At 75.0% G+C, this 13,492-nt stretch carries 13 protein-coding genes; 9 read left to right on the plus strand and 4 right to left on the minus strand.

From position 1 onward, the window contains the following. Positions 1-54 precede the first annotated feature (54 nt). Positions 55-588: a DM13 domain-containing protein gene (locus ABZ945_RS10305; RefSeq protein ID WP_361266666.1), complete on the minus strand. Its 534-nt coding sequence runs from the start codon at positions 586-588 to the stop codon at positions 55-57. A 114-nt stretch (positions 589-702) separates the two neighbouring features. Between ABZ945_RS10305 and ABZ945_RS10310 the strand changes: the two genes are divergently transcribed. Together ABZ945_RS10310 and ABZ945_RS10315 are read left to right on the plus strand one after the other, a co-directional pair. Next, positions 703-1,596, plus strand: a complete 894-nt coding sequence (locus ABZ945_RS10310) for a metallophosphoesterase (RefSeq protein WP_361266668.1) — start codon at positions 703-705, stop codon at positions 1,594-1,596. Then, positions 1,593-2,240 (plus strand): 4'-phosphopantetheinyl transferase superfamily protein, encoded by a 648-nt coding sequence (locus ABZ945_RS10315; protein WP_361266670.1) that lies wholly within the window; start codon positions 1,593-1,595, stop codon positions 2,238-2,240. Before ABZ945_RS10310 ends, ABZ945_RS10315 begins: the two co-directional genes overlap by 4 nt. A 36-nt stretch (positions 2,241-2,276) precedes the next feature. Here the strand turns inward: ABZ945_RS10315 and ABZ945_RS10320 are convergent, their stop codons facing one another. Together ABZ945_RS10320 and ABZ945_RS10325 are read right to left on the minus strand one after the other, a co-directional pair. Further along, complete coding sequence (locus ABZ945_RS10320; protein WP_361266672.1) at positions 2,277-2,765, minus strand: peroxiredoxin; 489 nt, start codon at positions 2,763-2,765, stop codon at positions 2,277-2,279. 202 nt (positions 2,766-2,967) lie between these two features. After that, positions 2,968-4,044, minus strand: coding sequence for a Ku protein (locus ABZ945_RS10325; protein WP_361266674.1), 1,077 nt, complete (start codon positions 4,042-4,044; stop codon positions 2,968-2,970). 55 nt (positions 4,045-4,099) lie between these two features. Here ABZ945_RS10325 and ligD point away from each other — a divergent pair, with 55 nt between their 5' ends. The 7 genes from ligD (at position 4,100) to ABZ945_RS10360 (ending at position 12,422) form a co-directional block, all read left to right on the plus strand. Continuing rightward, positions 4,100-4,984 (plus strand): non-homologous end-joining DNA ligase, encoded by an 885-nt coding sequence (gene ligD, locus ABZ945_RS10330; protein ID WP_361266676.1) that lies wholly within the window; start codon positions 4,100-4,102, stop codon positions 4,982-4,984. Further along, complete coding sequence (locus ABZ945_RS10335; protein WP_361266678.1) at positions 4,981-5,922, plus strand: ATP-dependent DNA ligase; 942 nt, start codon at positions 4,981-4,983, stop codon at positions 5,920-5,922. Before ligD ends, ABZ945_RS10335 begins: the two co-directional genes overlap by 4 nt. Positions 5,923-6,073: 151 nt before the next feature. Beyond that, positions 6,074-8,431 (plus strand): HEAT repeat domain-containing protein, encoded by a 2,358-nt coding sequence (locus ABZ945_RS10340; protein WP_361266680.1) that lies wholly within the window; start codon positions 6,074-6,076, stop codon positions 8,429-8,431. Positions 8,432-8,488: 57 nt separating this feature from the next. Further along, on the plus strand, positions 8,489-8,728 hold the full coding sequence (locus ABZ945_RS10345; protein ID WP_361266682.1) for a zinc-ribbon domain-containing protein: 240 nt from the start codon (positions 8,489-8,491) through the stop codon (positions 8,726-8,728). A 132-nt stretch (positions 8,729-8,860) separates the two neighbouring features. Next, positions 8,861-9,874, plus strand: coding sequence for an NAD-dependent epimerase/dehydratase family protein (locus ABZ945_RS10350; RefSeq protein WP_361266684.1), 1,014 nt, complete (start codon positions 8,861-8,863; stop codon positions 9,872-9,874). 485 nt (positions 9,875-10,359) lie between these two features. Next, the gene (locus tag ABZ945_RS10355; protein ID WP_361266686.1) at positions 10,360-11,172 is read left to right on the plus strand and encodes a hypothetical protein; all 813 of its coding nucleotides are present in this window, start codon (positions 10,360-10,362) and stop codon (positions 11,170-11,172) included. After that, positions 11,172-12,422 (plus strand): HAMP domain-containing sensor histidine kinase, encoded by a 1,251-nt coding sequence (locus tag ABZ945_RS10360; RefSeq protein WP_361266688.1) that lies wholly within the window; start codon positions 11,172-11,174, stop codon positions 12,420-12,422. The genes ABZ945_RS10355 and ABZ945_RS10360 overlap by 1 nt, the downstream gene beginning before the upstream one ends. A 19-nt stretch (positions 12,423-12,441) precedes the next feature. Here ABZ945_RS10360 and ABZ945_RS10365 read toward each other — a convergent pair whose 3' ends face one another. Next, the gene (locus ABZ945_RS10365) at positions 12,442-13,467 is read right to left on the minus strand and encodes a questin oxidase family protein (protein WP_361266690.1); all 1,026 of its coding nucleotides are present in this window, start codon (positions 13,465-13,467) and stop codon (positions 12,442-12,444) included. Between the last annotated feature and the right edge of the window lie 25 nt (positions 13,468-13,492).

A 13,492-nucleotide genomic window follows, 5' to 3' on the forward strand; every position in this document is an offset into this window, starting at 1 on the left:
GATGACCGGGGGGCGGCGGGCGGGTCGGGGCTCAGTATGCCGCCGGAGCCATAGCTACGTCTTGGTGAGTTCGGCGGCGCCGAAGGAGACGTCGAAGCGGTCACACCAGATGGTGACGCTGGTGAAGTCGGCGGGGTCGGTGCCGGTGGGGAGGGGGTAGTTCTGGTCGCCCTTGTTGCCCTTGAGCTTGCCGAGGCTGAGGTGCTTGCCGTCGTCGAAGACGAACCAGCCGGCCCGGCCCTCCTTTACCGGGGCGTCGGTGAGCCAGACGCGGAGGTCGGGGCCGCTGCTGGTGTCCAGGCCCTCCAGACGTACGACGTGTGAACCGTCGCCGAGGCGGACGAGCTTGGCGGTGCCGGAGGTGGTGTGCTCGTGGCTGATGAGGTCGCCGGTTGCCAGGGTTTGGGGAGGGGTGGGGGTGGAGGTGGAGCCGGGGGTGGTGGGGGCGGCGGCCGCCGGGAGGGCTTCGTGGAGGGTCTCGTCCTGCCACAGCTTCCAGGGCTGGAACCAGTACATCCCGAGGCCGGCGGCGGCGAGGGCCACCACCAGCGCCGTGATGGCCCATGGCCTGCTCGGTATCTTGCGCATGCGGTCCCCCTTGAGGCTGCTGATCGTTGTGAGTGGGCAACGTGGGAGGGGGTGGGAAGGTGCCCGAAGGCGCGGCCCCGTGGAGGCGTGCAAGGGGCGGGTTAGGGTGGCGGGATGAGGGGGACCGAGAGCGTGTTGCGTGCGGTCAGCGACCTGCATGTGTCGTATGCGGACAACCGGGCGATCGTGGAGAAGCTGGAGCCCGGGTCACCGGGTGACTGGCTGATCGTGGCGGGGGACGTCGGGGAGCGGTTCGAGGACATCGAGTGGGTGCTCGGGCTGCTGCGGGACCGGTTCGAGCAGGTGGTGTGGGCGCCTGGGAACCATGAGTTGTGGACGGTGGAGAAGAAAGACGAGGGGAAGGGGGACCCGCTGGCGCTGCGGGGGGTGGCGCGGTATGAGGCGCTGGTGGAGATGTGCCGGCGGCTGGGGGTGCTGACGCCGGAGGACCCGTACCCGGTGTGGACCGGCGCGGGAGGGCCGGTGCGGATCGCGCCGCTGTTCACGCTGTACGACTACTCCTGGCTGGCGCCGGGGACGTCGACGGTGGAGGAGTCTCTGGCGTTCGCCCATGAGACGGGTGTGGTGTGCACGGACGAGTTCTATCTGCACCCGGATCCGTATGCGTCGCGGGCGGAGTGGTGTGCGGCGCGGGTGGCGGAGAGCGAGCGGCGGCTGGCGGAGGTGGCGGGTGATCTGCCGCTGGTGCTGGTCAACCACTGGCCGCTGGTGCGGGAACCGACCAGGATCATGACGTACCAGGAGTTCGCGCAGTGGTGCGGGACGGAGCGGACGGCTGACTGGCACACCCGGTTCGGGGTGGAGGCGGTGGTCTACGGCCATCTGCACATCCCCCGGCGCACGGTGTACGACGGGGTGCGGTTCGAGGAGGTGTCGCTCGGCTATCCGCGCGAGTGGCGCCGGTTCGGGCTGCGGGAGGACCTGGCGCGGCAGATCGTGCCGGCGCGGGACGTACCGGACGAGGTCGCGGGGAGGGTGGGGGCGTGATCGAGGAGCTGCTGCCGCCGGGTGTGGTGAGTGTGCACACCTTCGGGGACCGGCTGGAGACGCCGCTGTTCCCGGAGGAGGAGGCGGTGATCGCGCGGGCCGTCGCCAAGCGGCGGGTCGAGTTCACCACGGTGCGCGCCTGTGCGCGGGAGGCCCTGGCGAAGCTCGGGTACCCGCCGGCGCCGCTGCTGCCCGGCGAGCGGGGGGCGCCCGGCTGGCCGGACGGTGTCGTGGGCAGCATGACGCACTGCGCGGGTTACCGCGCCGCCACGGTGGCGCGGAGCGGTGAGGTGGCGGCGCTGGGTATCGACGCGGAGCCGGACGCACCCGTACCGGAGGGCGTGCTGGAGGCCATCGCCCGCCCGGAGGACCTGGCGGCCATGGCCGCCCTGCCGACGGGCGGGCCGGCCTGGGACCGGGTGCTGTTCAGCGCCAAGGAGTCCGTGTACAAGGCGTGGTTCCCGCTGGCCCGACGGTTCCTGGACTTCCAGGAGGCCTCGGTGGCGATCCTGGCGGACGGCACCTTCGAGGCGCGGATCCTGGTGCCGGGACCGGAGCTGCTGGGCCGGCCGCTGACCAGGTTCTCCGGGCGGTGGATGGCGAAGGACGGACTGGTACTGACGGCCATCGCGGTGGAGGGGTAGGGCTGCCCCGCCGGGCGGTGGAGCAGGGGCAGCTTGTCAGGGGGTGGTCGAGGCGGCCGCCAGGTGGCGGGAGAGTTCGTCCACGCTTTGGAAGGTGGCGCCCAGCAGGGAGACGTGCTTCCAGCGCAGGATGGAGTCGGCGTCGATCAGGAAGACCGCCCGGCGGAGGCCGATGCCGGGGGCGGTGATGCCGAAGGAGCGGGCCACCGTGCGGTCGGGGTCGGCGAGCAGGGGCATGCGCAGGCCGTGTCGGCGGGCGAAGGATTCGTGGCTGTCCACACCTTGCGGGCTGATGCCCCAGACCTGCGCCCCGAGGTCGGTGAACGCCTCCAGGCCGGAGGAGTAGGAGCACAACTGCCGGGTGCAGACGGCGGTGTCGTCCCCGGGATAGAAGGCGAGCACCAGCAAAGTGCCCTGCTCGGCGGAGAGGGTGTAGTCGCGGCGCTGGAAGTCGCCGTCGGCGAGGACCCCGCCGGGGAGGGTGAAGTCCGGTACGGGGGAGCCGACTTCGGGGGACTTGGGCATGGGGGTCTCCATTCGCGAAGCGCCGAGCGCGGGGGCGCACTGGGCGGCCGGTACGGGCGTAGGGCGTAGGGCGTAGGGGACCAGTGTGCGGTTCCCGTGGCGGTGCGCCGGTAGGGGGCCGGTACGAGGGGCGGGTCGCGAAGGATTCGGAGCCGGGGGCGGGGCGGATGGGGCGGGCTGGGGAGCGGGTGGTTCGCCGGGGTCAGGAGGCGCGCTTGCGGCCGGACTTGGCGGCGGTCGACTTGGACGGGGAGGCGGACTCGGACTTGGCGGCGGTCTTCTTGGCGGTGGTCTTGGCCGCCGACTTCTTGGCGGTGGACTTGGCGGCGGGGGCCGCCTTCTTGGTTGCTGTCTTGGCGGTCGAGCCGTTGCCGGAGGCCGACTTGGGTTCTTTGGACTTGGCGGGGGTCTTCTTGGCGCGGGAGGGGGTGGCGGGCTTCTGCGGCTCGCGGGAGGGGAGTTCGGTGACCGAGCCGCCTTCCTGGGTACCTTCGTCCTCGCCGCGGGCCTCGCGGGCCGCCCGTACGCTGCTCTCCAGGGCGGCCATCAGGTCGATGACCTGGCCACCGCGCTCGCCCTTGGGGGCGGGGGCGGGCTCTTCGACGCCCTCGGCCTTGGCGGCGATCATCTGCTCGACCGCCTCCCGGTAGTCGTCGTGCAGTGAGTCGAGGTCCACCTCGCCGAGGGTGTTCATCAGCGCGTCGGCGAGGTCGAGCTCGGCGTCGCGCACCGTGACGTCGGTCTCCGGGGCGACGCCCTCGGGGCGGCGGATCTCGTCCGGCCAGAGCAGCCCGTGCATCACGATCACCTCGTCCACGACCCGCAGCATGCCCAGCCGCTCCCGCCCGCGCAGGGCGAACTTGGCGATGGCCACGCGGTCGCTGCGCTTGAGCGCCTCGCGCAGCAGGGTGTACGGCTTGGCCGCCGGCACCCCGTTGGCGGAGAGGTAGTAGGCGGTGTCCATCTGCATGGGGTCGATCTCGGAGGCCGCCACGAAGGAGACGATCTCGATGGTCTTGGCGGTGGGCAGCGGCAGGGCGGCCAGGTCCTCGTCGGTGATCGGGATCATGGTGCCGTCGGCTTCCTCGTACGCCTTGCCGATCTCCGCCGAGGCCACCTCCTCGCCGTCCAGCTCGCACACCTTGCGGTAGCGGATGCGGCCGCCGTCCTCGACGTGCACCTGGCGGAAGGAGATGGAGCGGTTCTCGGTGGCGTTCACCAGCTTGATGGGGATGCTGACCAGGCCGAACGAGATCGCGCCGTTCCAGATGGATCGCACTTTCATCCCTTTCGGGTGGGGGATGGTTTGTACGGTTTTATGGGATTCTCATCTTATGACGCCGATCACGGAGGTGGAGGGGCGGCGGCTGGCCCTCAGCAACCTCGACAAGGTCATCCATCCGGCCACCGGGACGACCAAGGGCGAGCTGCTGCACTACTACGCCACCGCCGCGCCCCATCTCCTCCCCCATCTCCGGGACCGGCCGCTCTCCTTCCTGCGCTATCCGGACGGCCCGGACGGGCAGCTGTTCTTCACCAAGAACCCTCCGCCCGGCACACCCGACTGGGTGAGGGTCGCCCCGGTGCCCCGTTCCGACGACCCCGGCGCCCACCAGGTGCTGGTCGAGGACCTGCCCTCGTTGATGTGGGCGGCCAACCTGGTGGCCGAGCTGCACACCCCGCAGTGGCGGGCCGCCGCCCCCGCGATCGCCGACCGGCTGGTGCTGGACCTGGACCCGGGCTCACCGGCGACCGTGGTGGACTGCTGCCGGGTCGCCCGGTGGCTGCGGGAGCGGCTCGCGGCCGACGGGCTGGAGGCGTACGCCAAGACCTCCGGCGCCAAGGGCATGCATCTGTACGCGGCGCTGGAGCCGGCGCCCTCGGAGCGGGTCTCCGCCTACGCACGGCTGCTGGCGAGGGAGGCGGAGGCGGCCCTGCCGGGCGAGGTCGTCCACCGGATGGCCAAGGCGCTGCGGCCCGGCAAGGTCTTCGTGGACCACAGCCAGAACGCCGCCGCCAAGACCACAGCCGCCCCCTACACCCTGCGGGCCCGCCGATTGCCGGCCGTCTCGGCGCCGGTGACCTGGGAGGAGGTCGACGCCTGCCGGGACGCCGAGCGCCTGGTGTTCCTGCCCGCCGATCTGCCGGCGCGGTTCGAGCGGTACGGGGATCTGCTGGCCCCGCTCCTCGACCCGGAGCGCGCGGGACGGCTGCCGTGAGGGGGCTCGGGCCCCTGACGCCGCCGGTGCGGGTCGCGCTGGCCGAGACGGTGGGCGTGCTGCCGCGCGAGCGGGGACTGGCGTACGAACCGAAGTTCGACGGGCATCGGATGGTGGTGTTCCGGATGGGCGGGCAGGGAGGTGTGGTGCTGCAGGCTCGGTCGGGGCGGATCGTGACCGGTGCGTTCCCGGATCTGGCGGAGGCGGCCGGGCGGCTGCCGGAGGGGACGGTGCTGGACGGGGAGGTGGTGGTGTGGCGGGAGGGGAGGATCGACTTCGCCGCCGTGCAGGGCCGGGCCGCCGCGACTCCAGGGCGGGCGCCGCGCCTCGCCGAGCGGCTGCCGGCCTCGTACGCCGCCTTCGATCTGCTGGGGGTGGGCGGGGAGGATCTGCGGGGGATGCGGTACTCGGTGCGGCGGGAGGGGCTGGTGCGGCTGCTGGGGGAACTGGGGCCACCGCTCCAGCCGGTACCGATGACCACCGACCCGGAACTGGCCGCCACCTGGTTCGAGACACTGCCGGGGATCGGGGTGGAGGGGCTGGTCGTCAAGCGGCTGGACCAGCCGTACCGGCCGGGCGTACGGGCCTGGCGCAAGCTGCGGCACACCGACACCCGGGAGGCGGCGGTGGTCGGCTTCACCGGGCCCGCCGAGCGCCCGGTCTCGCTGGTGGTGGTGCTGCCGGACGACGACACTCCGGTGGTGAGCAGTCCCCTGCCGCCCGCGCTACGGGCCGGGGCGGGCGCGGTGCTGCGCCGGCGGCCGGCCGGCGGGGAGGCCACCGCGATGGCAGTGGGGCTCGGCGATGTGGCGTACCGCGAGGTGGAACCGGGGCTGCTGGCGGAGGTGGCGACGGGCACCACCCGGCACACCGTGACCACCGTACTGCGGCTGCGGGGGCCCGAGGGGGACCCGCTTGGGCGCGGGCCCGGGGGTTGAAGGGGGCGGGTGGGGGTGGTTTTCGGCCAGCTGCGGCACCCCGTGCCGACTCGCGGAAAAGCCGTTGAAAGGTGTCCGATTGCCGGGGCATCGGTCTCGGGCTTGTGGTGCACTATTGCCCCCAAGTGCAGGGCTGGCGGGGAGGGATGGCATGTTCAGGGGGATCGAGGAGGTCGACTGGGCCTCGTTGAGTCATGCCTACGGACCGGCGGACGACGTACCCGGGCTGCTGCGCGGGCTCGCGTCGGTCGACCCGGGGGAGCGTGAGGCGGCGCTCGACGCCATGTACGGGGCCGTCCACCACCAGGGTGATGTGTACGACTCCACGCTCGCCTGCATCCCGTTCCTGCTGGAGCTGGTGGCGGACCCGGCGGTACGGGACCGGGGCTGCGTGGTGGAGCTGCTGGCCAGCGTCGGCGGCATCGACCTGGACGGCGACGACGAGATGGCCGCGCTCGACCCGGAGGACGAGGGGTTCGAGGACGCGGCGAACTACGCCATGGCCTCGGCCGCCGTCGCCGCCGGCGCGGAGGTGTTCGTGGGGCTGCTCGGGGACCGGGACCCCGAGGTGCGGCTGGCCGTGCCGGGGGCGCTGGCCTCGATGCACGGCGACCCGGCCCGGGTGCTGGGCCTGCTGCGGGAGCGGCTGACCACGGAGCCGGAGACCGAGGTGCGGCTCGCGCTGGTCGAGGCGATCGGGCGGCTGGCGCTGCGGTACGCCTCCCTGCGGGACGAGATCACCGACTGGCTGGGCTGGCTCATGGGTGCCGCCCAGGACCCGGCGGTCCGGCTGGCCGCGCTGACCCGGCTGGCCCGCTGCGCCCCGGCCCGGCTGCCGGGGGATGTGGTTGCCCGGGTCACCGAGCTGCTCGCCGCCTTGCGGGAGGCGCCCGCGGCGGGATCGCCGGCGCAGGGGGCACAGGGATCGTCCGCGCCGGGATCGCAGCTTTCGCCCGCGGCGGAGCCGTCCGCCGGCGCGCGGTACGGCGGATACGGGCAGCCTGAGGGGCTGGATTTCGCCATCTGGGCGCGGTCCGCCTGGGGCGTGCCACCGGAGGCGCTGGGCGGACCCTTCGACGCCCTGCCCGGGGAGGTCTACGGGCCGGGGGCGGATGGGTCGGAGGTCTACGGGCCGGGGGCCGACGGGGCCGCCGAGCCGGCGCCGATCCTGCTGGGGCAGGCGCGGCCCTCGCGGGAGGGGTCCCGGGCCGCTGAGCGGGGCGAACGGGGCACGGCCTGGGCGGACGATCTGCTCCGTACCCTGCATGGCGCCCTGAACGACCGGGTCGCCGACCGCACCGCCCTGGTGACCGTGCAGCTGCGCAGTCCCGACCGGGGCCGGCGCGCGGACGCCGTCTGGGTCTGCGGCGAGCTGCTACGCGTGTGGCGCGGTTCGTACGACGAGGTGGTGGCCCTGATCGGGGCGCAGCTCGCGGAGGCGGACCCCTGGCTGGCGCGGGCCGCCGCGGTCCGGCTGGAGGAGCTGTTCGCGCTGGCCCGTCCGGCGTCCGACGCGCTGGCGGAGGCGGCTGCCATGGCCACCGCCCCGTGGGCGGCCGAGCAGGACGACGGCCTGGGTACGGGCGGCCATGCCCTGCTGGCGCTCGCCCGGGCCGGGGACGCCCGGGCGGTGCCGGGGCTGGCCCGGGCGCTGGGGCATCCGGAGCCGGACGGGCGGCTGCTGCGCGCCATCCCCCGGCTGGGCGGGGCGGCGGCCCCGCTGGTGCCGGCGCTGCGGCGCAGGCTGGCCCGGCTGCCGCTGGACGGCAGGCTCGCGGAGACGGCGGAGCCGCTGCTCGCGGCGCTGGCCCGGGTGGGCGGGGCCGAGGCCCTGCCGGAGGTGCTGCGGATGCTGCACGGCGCCCCGGCGGCGCAGCGGGACCGGATGGTGGAGCGGGCGCTGCTGACGCTGGCCGCGATCGGCGCGGAGGCGCGCGGGGCGGCCGCCGGGGAGTTGCGGACCCTGCTGGCGCACGGCACCCCGGCGGTGGCGGCCGCGGCGGCCCGGGCGCTGTGGGCGGTGGAGGCGGACACGGACACCGCGGTGCCGGGGCTGCGCGCGCTGCTGCGGTACCCGGAGGCCGGGCACCGGCGGCGGGCGGCGCAGGTGGCGGGCGCGATGGGCCCCGCCGCCGGGGCGACCGCCGCCGAGCTGCGCAGCTGCATGATGGCGCCGGTCGCGTCGCTGCGGGTGGACGCGGCGGCAGCGCTGTGGGCGGTGACGGGCAGCGCGGAGGAGTCGCTGCCGGTGCTGGTGGCCGCCTGGAAGGAGAACCGTCACGTCAGGCCGGCCGTGGCGCGCTGCCTGGCCGAGCGGGGCCCGGTCCCGGCGGAGGCGGCCGCGCTGCTACGGGCCGAGCTGGCCCGGCCGCGCCGGCACAACGCCGCCGAGCAGGTGGCCGGACAGCACGCCGGGCACCAGGACATCCACCGGGACGAGGAGCTGCTGGCCCTCTGCCGGCGGGCGCTGGGCCATGGCAGGGAGCATGGGGGGGAACGACTCGCCTGACGGGGACGTTGGAGAGGTCGGGAACGACAGCAGCGAGAGCGGAGAGGGAGGTGCCGGGTGCTCGTCCTCTTCGGTACCAAGGCGTATCTGCGGCAACTGGCCGTGCTGAGCCTGGTGTGCGGCAACTGCGGCGCCCAGGTGGCGCATCCGCTGCGCAAGCGGACCACCAAGTTCACCCTGTTCTTCGTACCGCTGTTCCGGGTCTCCACCTCCTACCGCACCCAGTGCACGGCCTGCGGTGCGGAGCGCAAGCTCGACTCCGGGCAGGCGGAGCGGCTGCTCGCCGGGGCGGTCTGACGGCCTCTGGGGCGGCGGCGGTCGCCTCGCCCGGACAGGCGGGTGATCCGCTCCGGGCGAACGGGGTCCGCTGTCGGCGAAGTCCGCTGGGGGCGGGGGCCGGGTGGGTGCTTGGCTGGCTCCATGGATGCCATGGAGATGCTGGTTCTGGGTGGAACGGCCTGGCTGGGGCGGGAGTTGTCCCGGCAGGCGGTGGCGCGGGGCCATCGGGTGACCTGCCTGGCCCGTGGGGAGAGCGGGGAGATCGCCGAGGGTGCGGAGCTGGTGGTCGCGGACCGGCGGGACCCGGCCGCGTACGCGCCGCTACTGGACCGCGACTGGGACGCGGTGATCGAGGTGTCCTGGCAGCCCGGTTTCGTCCGGGAGGCGCTGGACGCGCTCGGCGGCCGGACCCGGCACTGGACGTATGTGTCGTCCGTCAGCGCGTATGCCTCGCACGCGGTCGTGGGCGCCGACGAGTCGGCGGCGCTGCTCGACCCGACGGACCGTGCCGAGGTGGCCCGGGAGAGCTACGGCGAGGCCAAGGTCGCCTGTGAGCAGGCGTCCACCGCGGCGGTCGGCGACCGGCTGCTGATCGCCCGGGCGGGGCTGATCGGCGGACCGGGCGACCACACCGGGCGCACCGGCTACTGGGCGGCCCGGGCCGCGCGCGACCCGCACGGGCCGATGCTGGTCCCGGCCACCCCCGACGTGCCGACCCAGGCCGTGGACGTACGGGACCTGGCGGCCTGGCTGCTGGACGCCGCAACGGCCGGGACCACCGGCACCTTCGACGCGGTGGGCCCGGTCGTGCCGTTCGGGGAGTGGGTCGAGCTGTCCCGGGCCGCCGGGGGCCACACCGGCCCGGTGGTGGGCGCCGGGCGGGACTGGCTGCTGGAGCAAGGGGTGGAGCAGTTCATGGGTGAGGAGTCGCTGGCCATGTGGGCGGTCATGCCGGGGTGGGAGGGCTTCTCGGCGCGCGGCGGCACCGCGGCCCGGGCCGCCGGGCTGCGGAACCGCCCGGTGGCGGAGCTGCTGGCCGACACCCTGGAGTGGGAGCGCGCCGAGGGCCTGGACCGCCCCCGCCGCGCCGGTCTCAGCGCCGAGCGGGAGCGGGAGCTGCTGGACGCGTATCGGGCCGTCGGCCCGGAGGACCGGGGACACTGAGCCGGGAGACGGGCCAGGGGCGGCGGCCGGGTGCCCGGCGGCCGCGGGCTCTGGGGCCAGAAGACGGCCAGGGGCGGCAGCCGGGGCACCAGAGGGCGTCCCGGAGACGGGGTCGGGCACGGCGGCCGGGCGCAGGGGGCAGGAGATGGCCGGGGGCGGCGGCCCGGGCACCAGAGGGCGTCCCGGAGACGGTCGGGCACGGCGGCCGGGCGCAGGGGCCAGAAGACGGCCGGGCACGGCGGCCGGGCGCAGGGGCCAGGAGACGGCCGGGGGCGGCGGCCGGGCGGGGCACCTGCCGGCAGACGGCCGGGCGCAGGCGGCCGGGAGACGGTCGGGCGGCTCCGGTCAGGCGCGGTGACCGGCTGTGGACAAAAGGCACCTAACCTCCACATGAGGTTCCCGCGCCATAAGGTGGGCGGCGGATCAGATCATCCGCCCCGCCGTCCCCACCGGAAGGGGTCGCCAGCACGAGGAGCACCGCGCACGTGAGCCGCCGCCCGCCGCCAACGGCCACTCCGCCCCGCTCCCGTAGGACGCGTACGGCGGTCCGGGCCGCTGTTCTGCTGTCGGCGGCGGTCCTCACCGGGTGCGGTGACGCGGGCGGGCTGGAGAGCGCCGGGCCGACACCCACGGCCGCCGGGCCGGTGCGGCTCTGGCCGGACCTGCCGCCGGTCACCGCTCCCCCGTACGACTACGGCGAGGGCGAGACCGAGCGGGTCCCGGGCATCCGGCTGCCGAGCGGGGACGTGCGCACGGCGGATCCGGTGGCGGTGGTCCAGGCGGAGCTGAAGGCCGATCCGAACCAGTTCCGGGGCGAGGACGGGGTCTACCGGACGACCGTCCGCCGAATCCGCGAGTGCCGCGAGCGCCCGGCGCAGTGCCCGGTGCTGCGGCCGTACTACCGGGACCTGACCGGGGACGGGCGGGACGAGCTGATCGTCGCCGTCGAGATGGAGGAGCAGCAGACCGGGCTGCGGGTCTATATGCCGGAGCGCGGCGGGCTGAACCGGATCCTGTCGGACGAGGACCAGGTGGTGGGCGTGCAGATCGCCGGGCGGAACCTGGTGGTCCGGGCGGTCTCGGCGGGCATCCCCGGCTACGAGTACCGGACCACCTGGACCTGGGAGGCCCGCCAGCGGGCGATGCTCCCGGCGAGCGACGAGATCGTACGGGTCCGGCCGGCCCCGTCCCGTAGCGCCAAGCCGTCCCGCTCCCCGTCGCCGTCCCGTAGCGGCACCCCGTCCGGCTCTCCGTCCGGCTCTCCGTCGGCAGAGGCCTCCCCCTCCGGGGCGCGGTGATGCGGGTGCCCCGGCTGCCGGCCTGGACGGCGACGCTCACCTGGAAGGCGGCCGCCTTCATCACCGTGATGTGCTGTGCGCTCGCGGCGATGCTGGGCGCGCTGGTGCACGCCTCGGTGACCCGGCAGACCGTGGACACGGCCCGGGAGAAGGCGCTGGGCAGGCTGGAGGACGTCACCCGGGCCTATGAGGCGGGCGACCCGCTGCCCTCGTACGCGGGGGTGGACCCGGCCGGGTTGCCGCCCTCGCTGCGGAAGCTGGCCGCCGGTGGTGAGCGCGGCACGGTGGTGGCCGACCACGACGGCCGTCCGACCATGTGGGCCGCCGGACCGGCGGACGGCCGGGCGCTCGGGGTCCGGCTGGACTACTCGCAGAGCGCGGGCACCATCAGCGGGCTGGACCAGGCGATCGTCGGCTCCTCGGTGCTGGCCATCGGGGCCACCCTGGTGCTCGGCGCCTTCGCGGTGACCCGGGTGACCCGGCGGCTGCATCTGACGGCGCAGGTGGCGCGGCGGATCAGCCGGGGCGATCTGGACGCCCGGGTGGGCGATCCGCGCGGCGGGGACCCGTCCCGTCGGAAGGACGAGGTGGCGACGGTCTCCGGGGCGCTGGACACCATGGCCTCCAGCCTCCAGGGCAAGCTGCAGACCGAGCAGCGGTTCACCGCGGATGTGGCGCATGAGCTGCGCACTCCGCTGACCGGGCTGTGGGCCGCCGCCGAGCTGCTGCCCGAGGGGCGGCCCGCGGAGCTGGTACGGGACCGGGTGCGGGCGATGCGCGCGCTGACCGAGGACCTGCTGGAGATCTCCCGGCTGGACACCGGCTCGGAGCAACTGGACGCGGAGGTGTGCGCGCTGGGTCCGCTGGCCGAGCGCGCGGTACGGGCCGCGGGTGACGGGGACGTCCGGGTGCGGGTGGTGCGGGACGCCCGGGTGGAGACGGACCGGCGGCGACTGGAGCGGGTGCTCGGCAACCTGATCGCCAACGCCCGCAAGCACGGCCGGCCGCCGGTGGTGGTCGTGGTGAACGGGCCGGTGGTGACGGTACGGGACCACGGACCGGGCTTTCCGGCGTATCTGCTGGAGCACGGCCCGCAGCGCTTCCGCACCGAGAGCGGCAGCAAGGGGCACGGGCTGGGTCTGACCATCGCGGCGGGCCAGTCGGCGGTCATCGGCGCGGAGCTGTCCTTCGCCAACGCGCCGAGCGGCGGCGCGGTCGCCCGGCTGACCCTCCGCGAGCTGACCGACTGACTCACAGGGGGGGCGATGGTCAGTCGTCCGCCGGGGGGATCAGCTCCAGGGCGTGCAGGGCCGCGCCGAAGGCCGCCGGATCGCCCACGGACAGCGCGGTGTCGGCGAACTTGATGGCATGGTCGTCGCCGTGCGCCGCCGCCCGGGCCAGCAGCTCCCCGGCGTCGGCCGGGGTCCGGGGAGCGGCCAGGGCCCGGGGAACGGCCGGGGTGTAGGCGGCGGTCACCGCGGCGGAGGCGCTCCAGGCCGCCGCCAGCGAGGCCGGCCACAGCTCCCGGGGCAGCGCGGGCAGGGTGCGCAGTACGGCGTTGGGCGCGGTGGCGGCGTGGACCAGCATCACCGGTTCGCCGTGGCCGTGGGTGCCGTAGCGGTGCGTCGCGGCGGCGACCAGTTCGGTGAGCCGCGCCCGCGCCTGCTCCGGGCCGTCGGCGGCGGGCGCCTGGGGCAGCCCGGTCAGCTGGTCCAGCCGGCCGGTGATGCCGCCCTCCTGGTGCGGGACGGGCCGTACGGCGTCCAGGGCGGCCGGGATCCCGGCGGGGGCCGGCCATTCGGTGAGCGGGGGCAGCGGCTGGTGGCGGGCCGCCCAGTAGCCGAGGGCGTGGGCGAGCTCCCCGGTACGGGGCCCGGTCTCCTCGCCGCCGAGCAAGGCGTGCACGGCGTGGCCGGTGCGGATGACCGGGTGGGTGGCGCCGGCCGCGATGCCGGGCAGCAGCCGCAGCCACCACTCGGTGAGCACCTCGCGCCAGGGCCGCTCGGCGATCTCACAGCGGAAGTGGTCGGTCCAGTCGGTGATCCGGGCGGGGTCGCCCAGCGCCTCCCGCCAGTTCTCCGGGGTGACCTCCTCAGTGCGGGCGGGCATCTCGTGCAGCCTGCGCTGGTAGTGGTCCAGCCAGCGGTGCACCCGCCGCGACTGCCCGCCCCGTACCAGCGCCTCCACCACCATCGGCCCGTGGTTGCTCAGCCACCCCTGGAACTCCGGCCCGGTGCGGTGCAGCCGCTCCAGCGCCTCGTCCAGGGTGCCGCTGGTGTCCTCGGTGGTCGTCATCGTCGCCTCGCGGTCCTGGTGGGTG

This window comes from Streptomyces sp. NPDC046887 (assembly GCF_040644755.1).
In the GTDB taxonomy this organism is placed as follows: Bacteria; Actinomycetota; Actinomycetes; order Streptomycetales; family Streptomycetaceae; genus Streptomyces; species Streptomyces lichenis.

Bases quoted from the DNA above. Each gene is read 5' to 3' on its own strand.
- ABZ945_RS10305 (WP_361266666.1), bottom strand. From the start codon at position 588: ATGCGCAAGATACCGAGCAGGCCATGGGCCATCACGGCGCTGGTGGTG.
- ABZ945_RS10310 (WP_361266668.1), top strand. From the start codon at position 703: ATGAGGGGGACCGAGAGCGTGTTGCGTGCGGTCAGCGACCTGCATGTG.
- ABZ945_RS10320 (WP_361266672.1), bottom strand. From the start codon at position 2,765: ATGCCCAAGTCCCCCGAAGTCGGCTCCCCCGTACCGGACTTCACCCTC.
- ligD (WP_361266676.1), top strand. From the start codon at position 4,100: ATGACGCCGATCACGGAGGTGGAGGGGCGGCGGCTGGCCCTCAGCAAC.
- ABZ945_RS10340 (WP_361266680.1), top strand. From the start codon at position 6,074: ATGTTCAGGGGGATCGAGGAGGTCGACTGGGCCTCGTTGAGTCATGCC.
- ABZ945_RS10350 (WP_361266684.1), top strand. From the start codon at position 8,861: ATGGAGATGCTGGTTCTGGGTGGAACGGCCTGGCTGGGGCGGGAGTTG.
- ABZ945_RS10360 (WP_361266688.1), top strand. From the start codon at position 11,172: ATGCGGGTGCCCCGGCTGCCGGCCTGGACGGCGACGCTCACCTGGAAG.
- ABZ945_RS10365 (WP_361266690.1), bottom strand. From the start codon at position 13,467: ATGACGACCACCGAGGACACCAGCGGCACCCTGGACGAGGCGCTGGAG.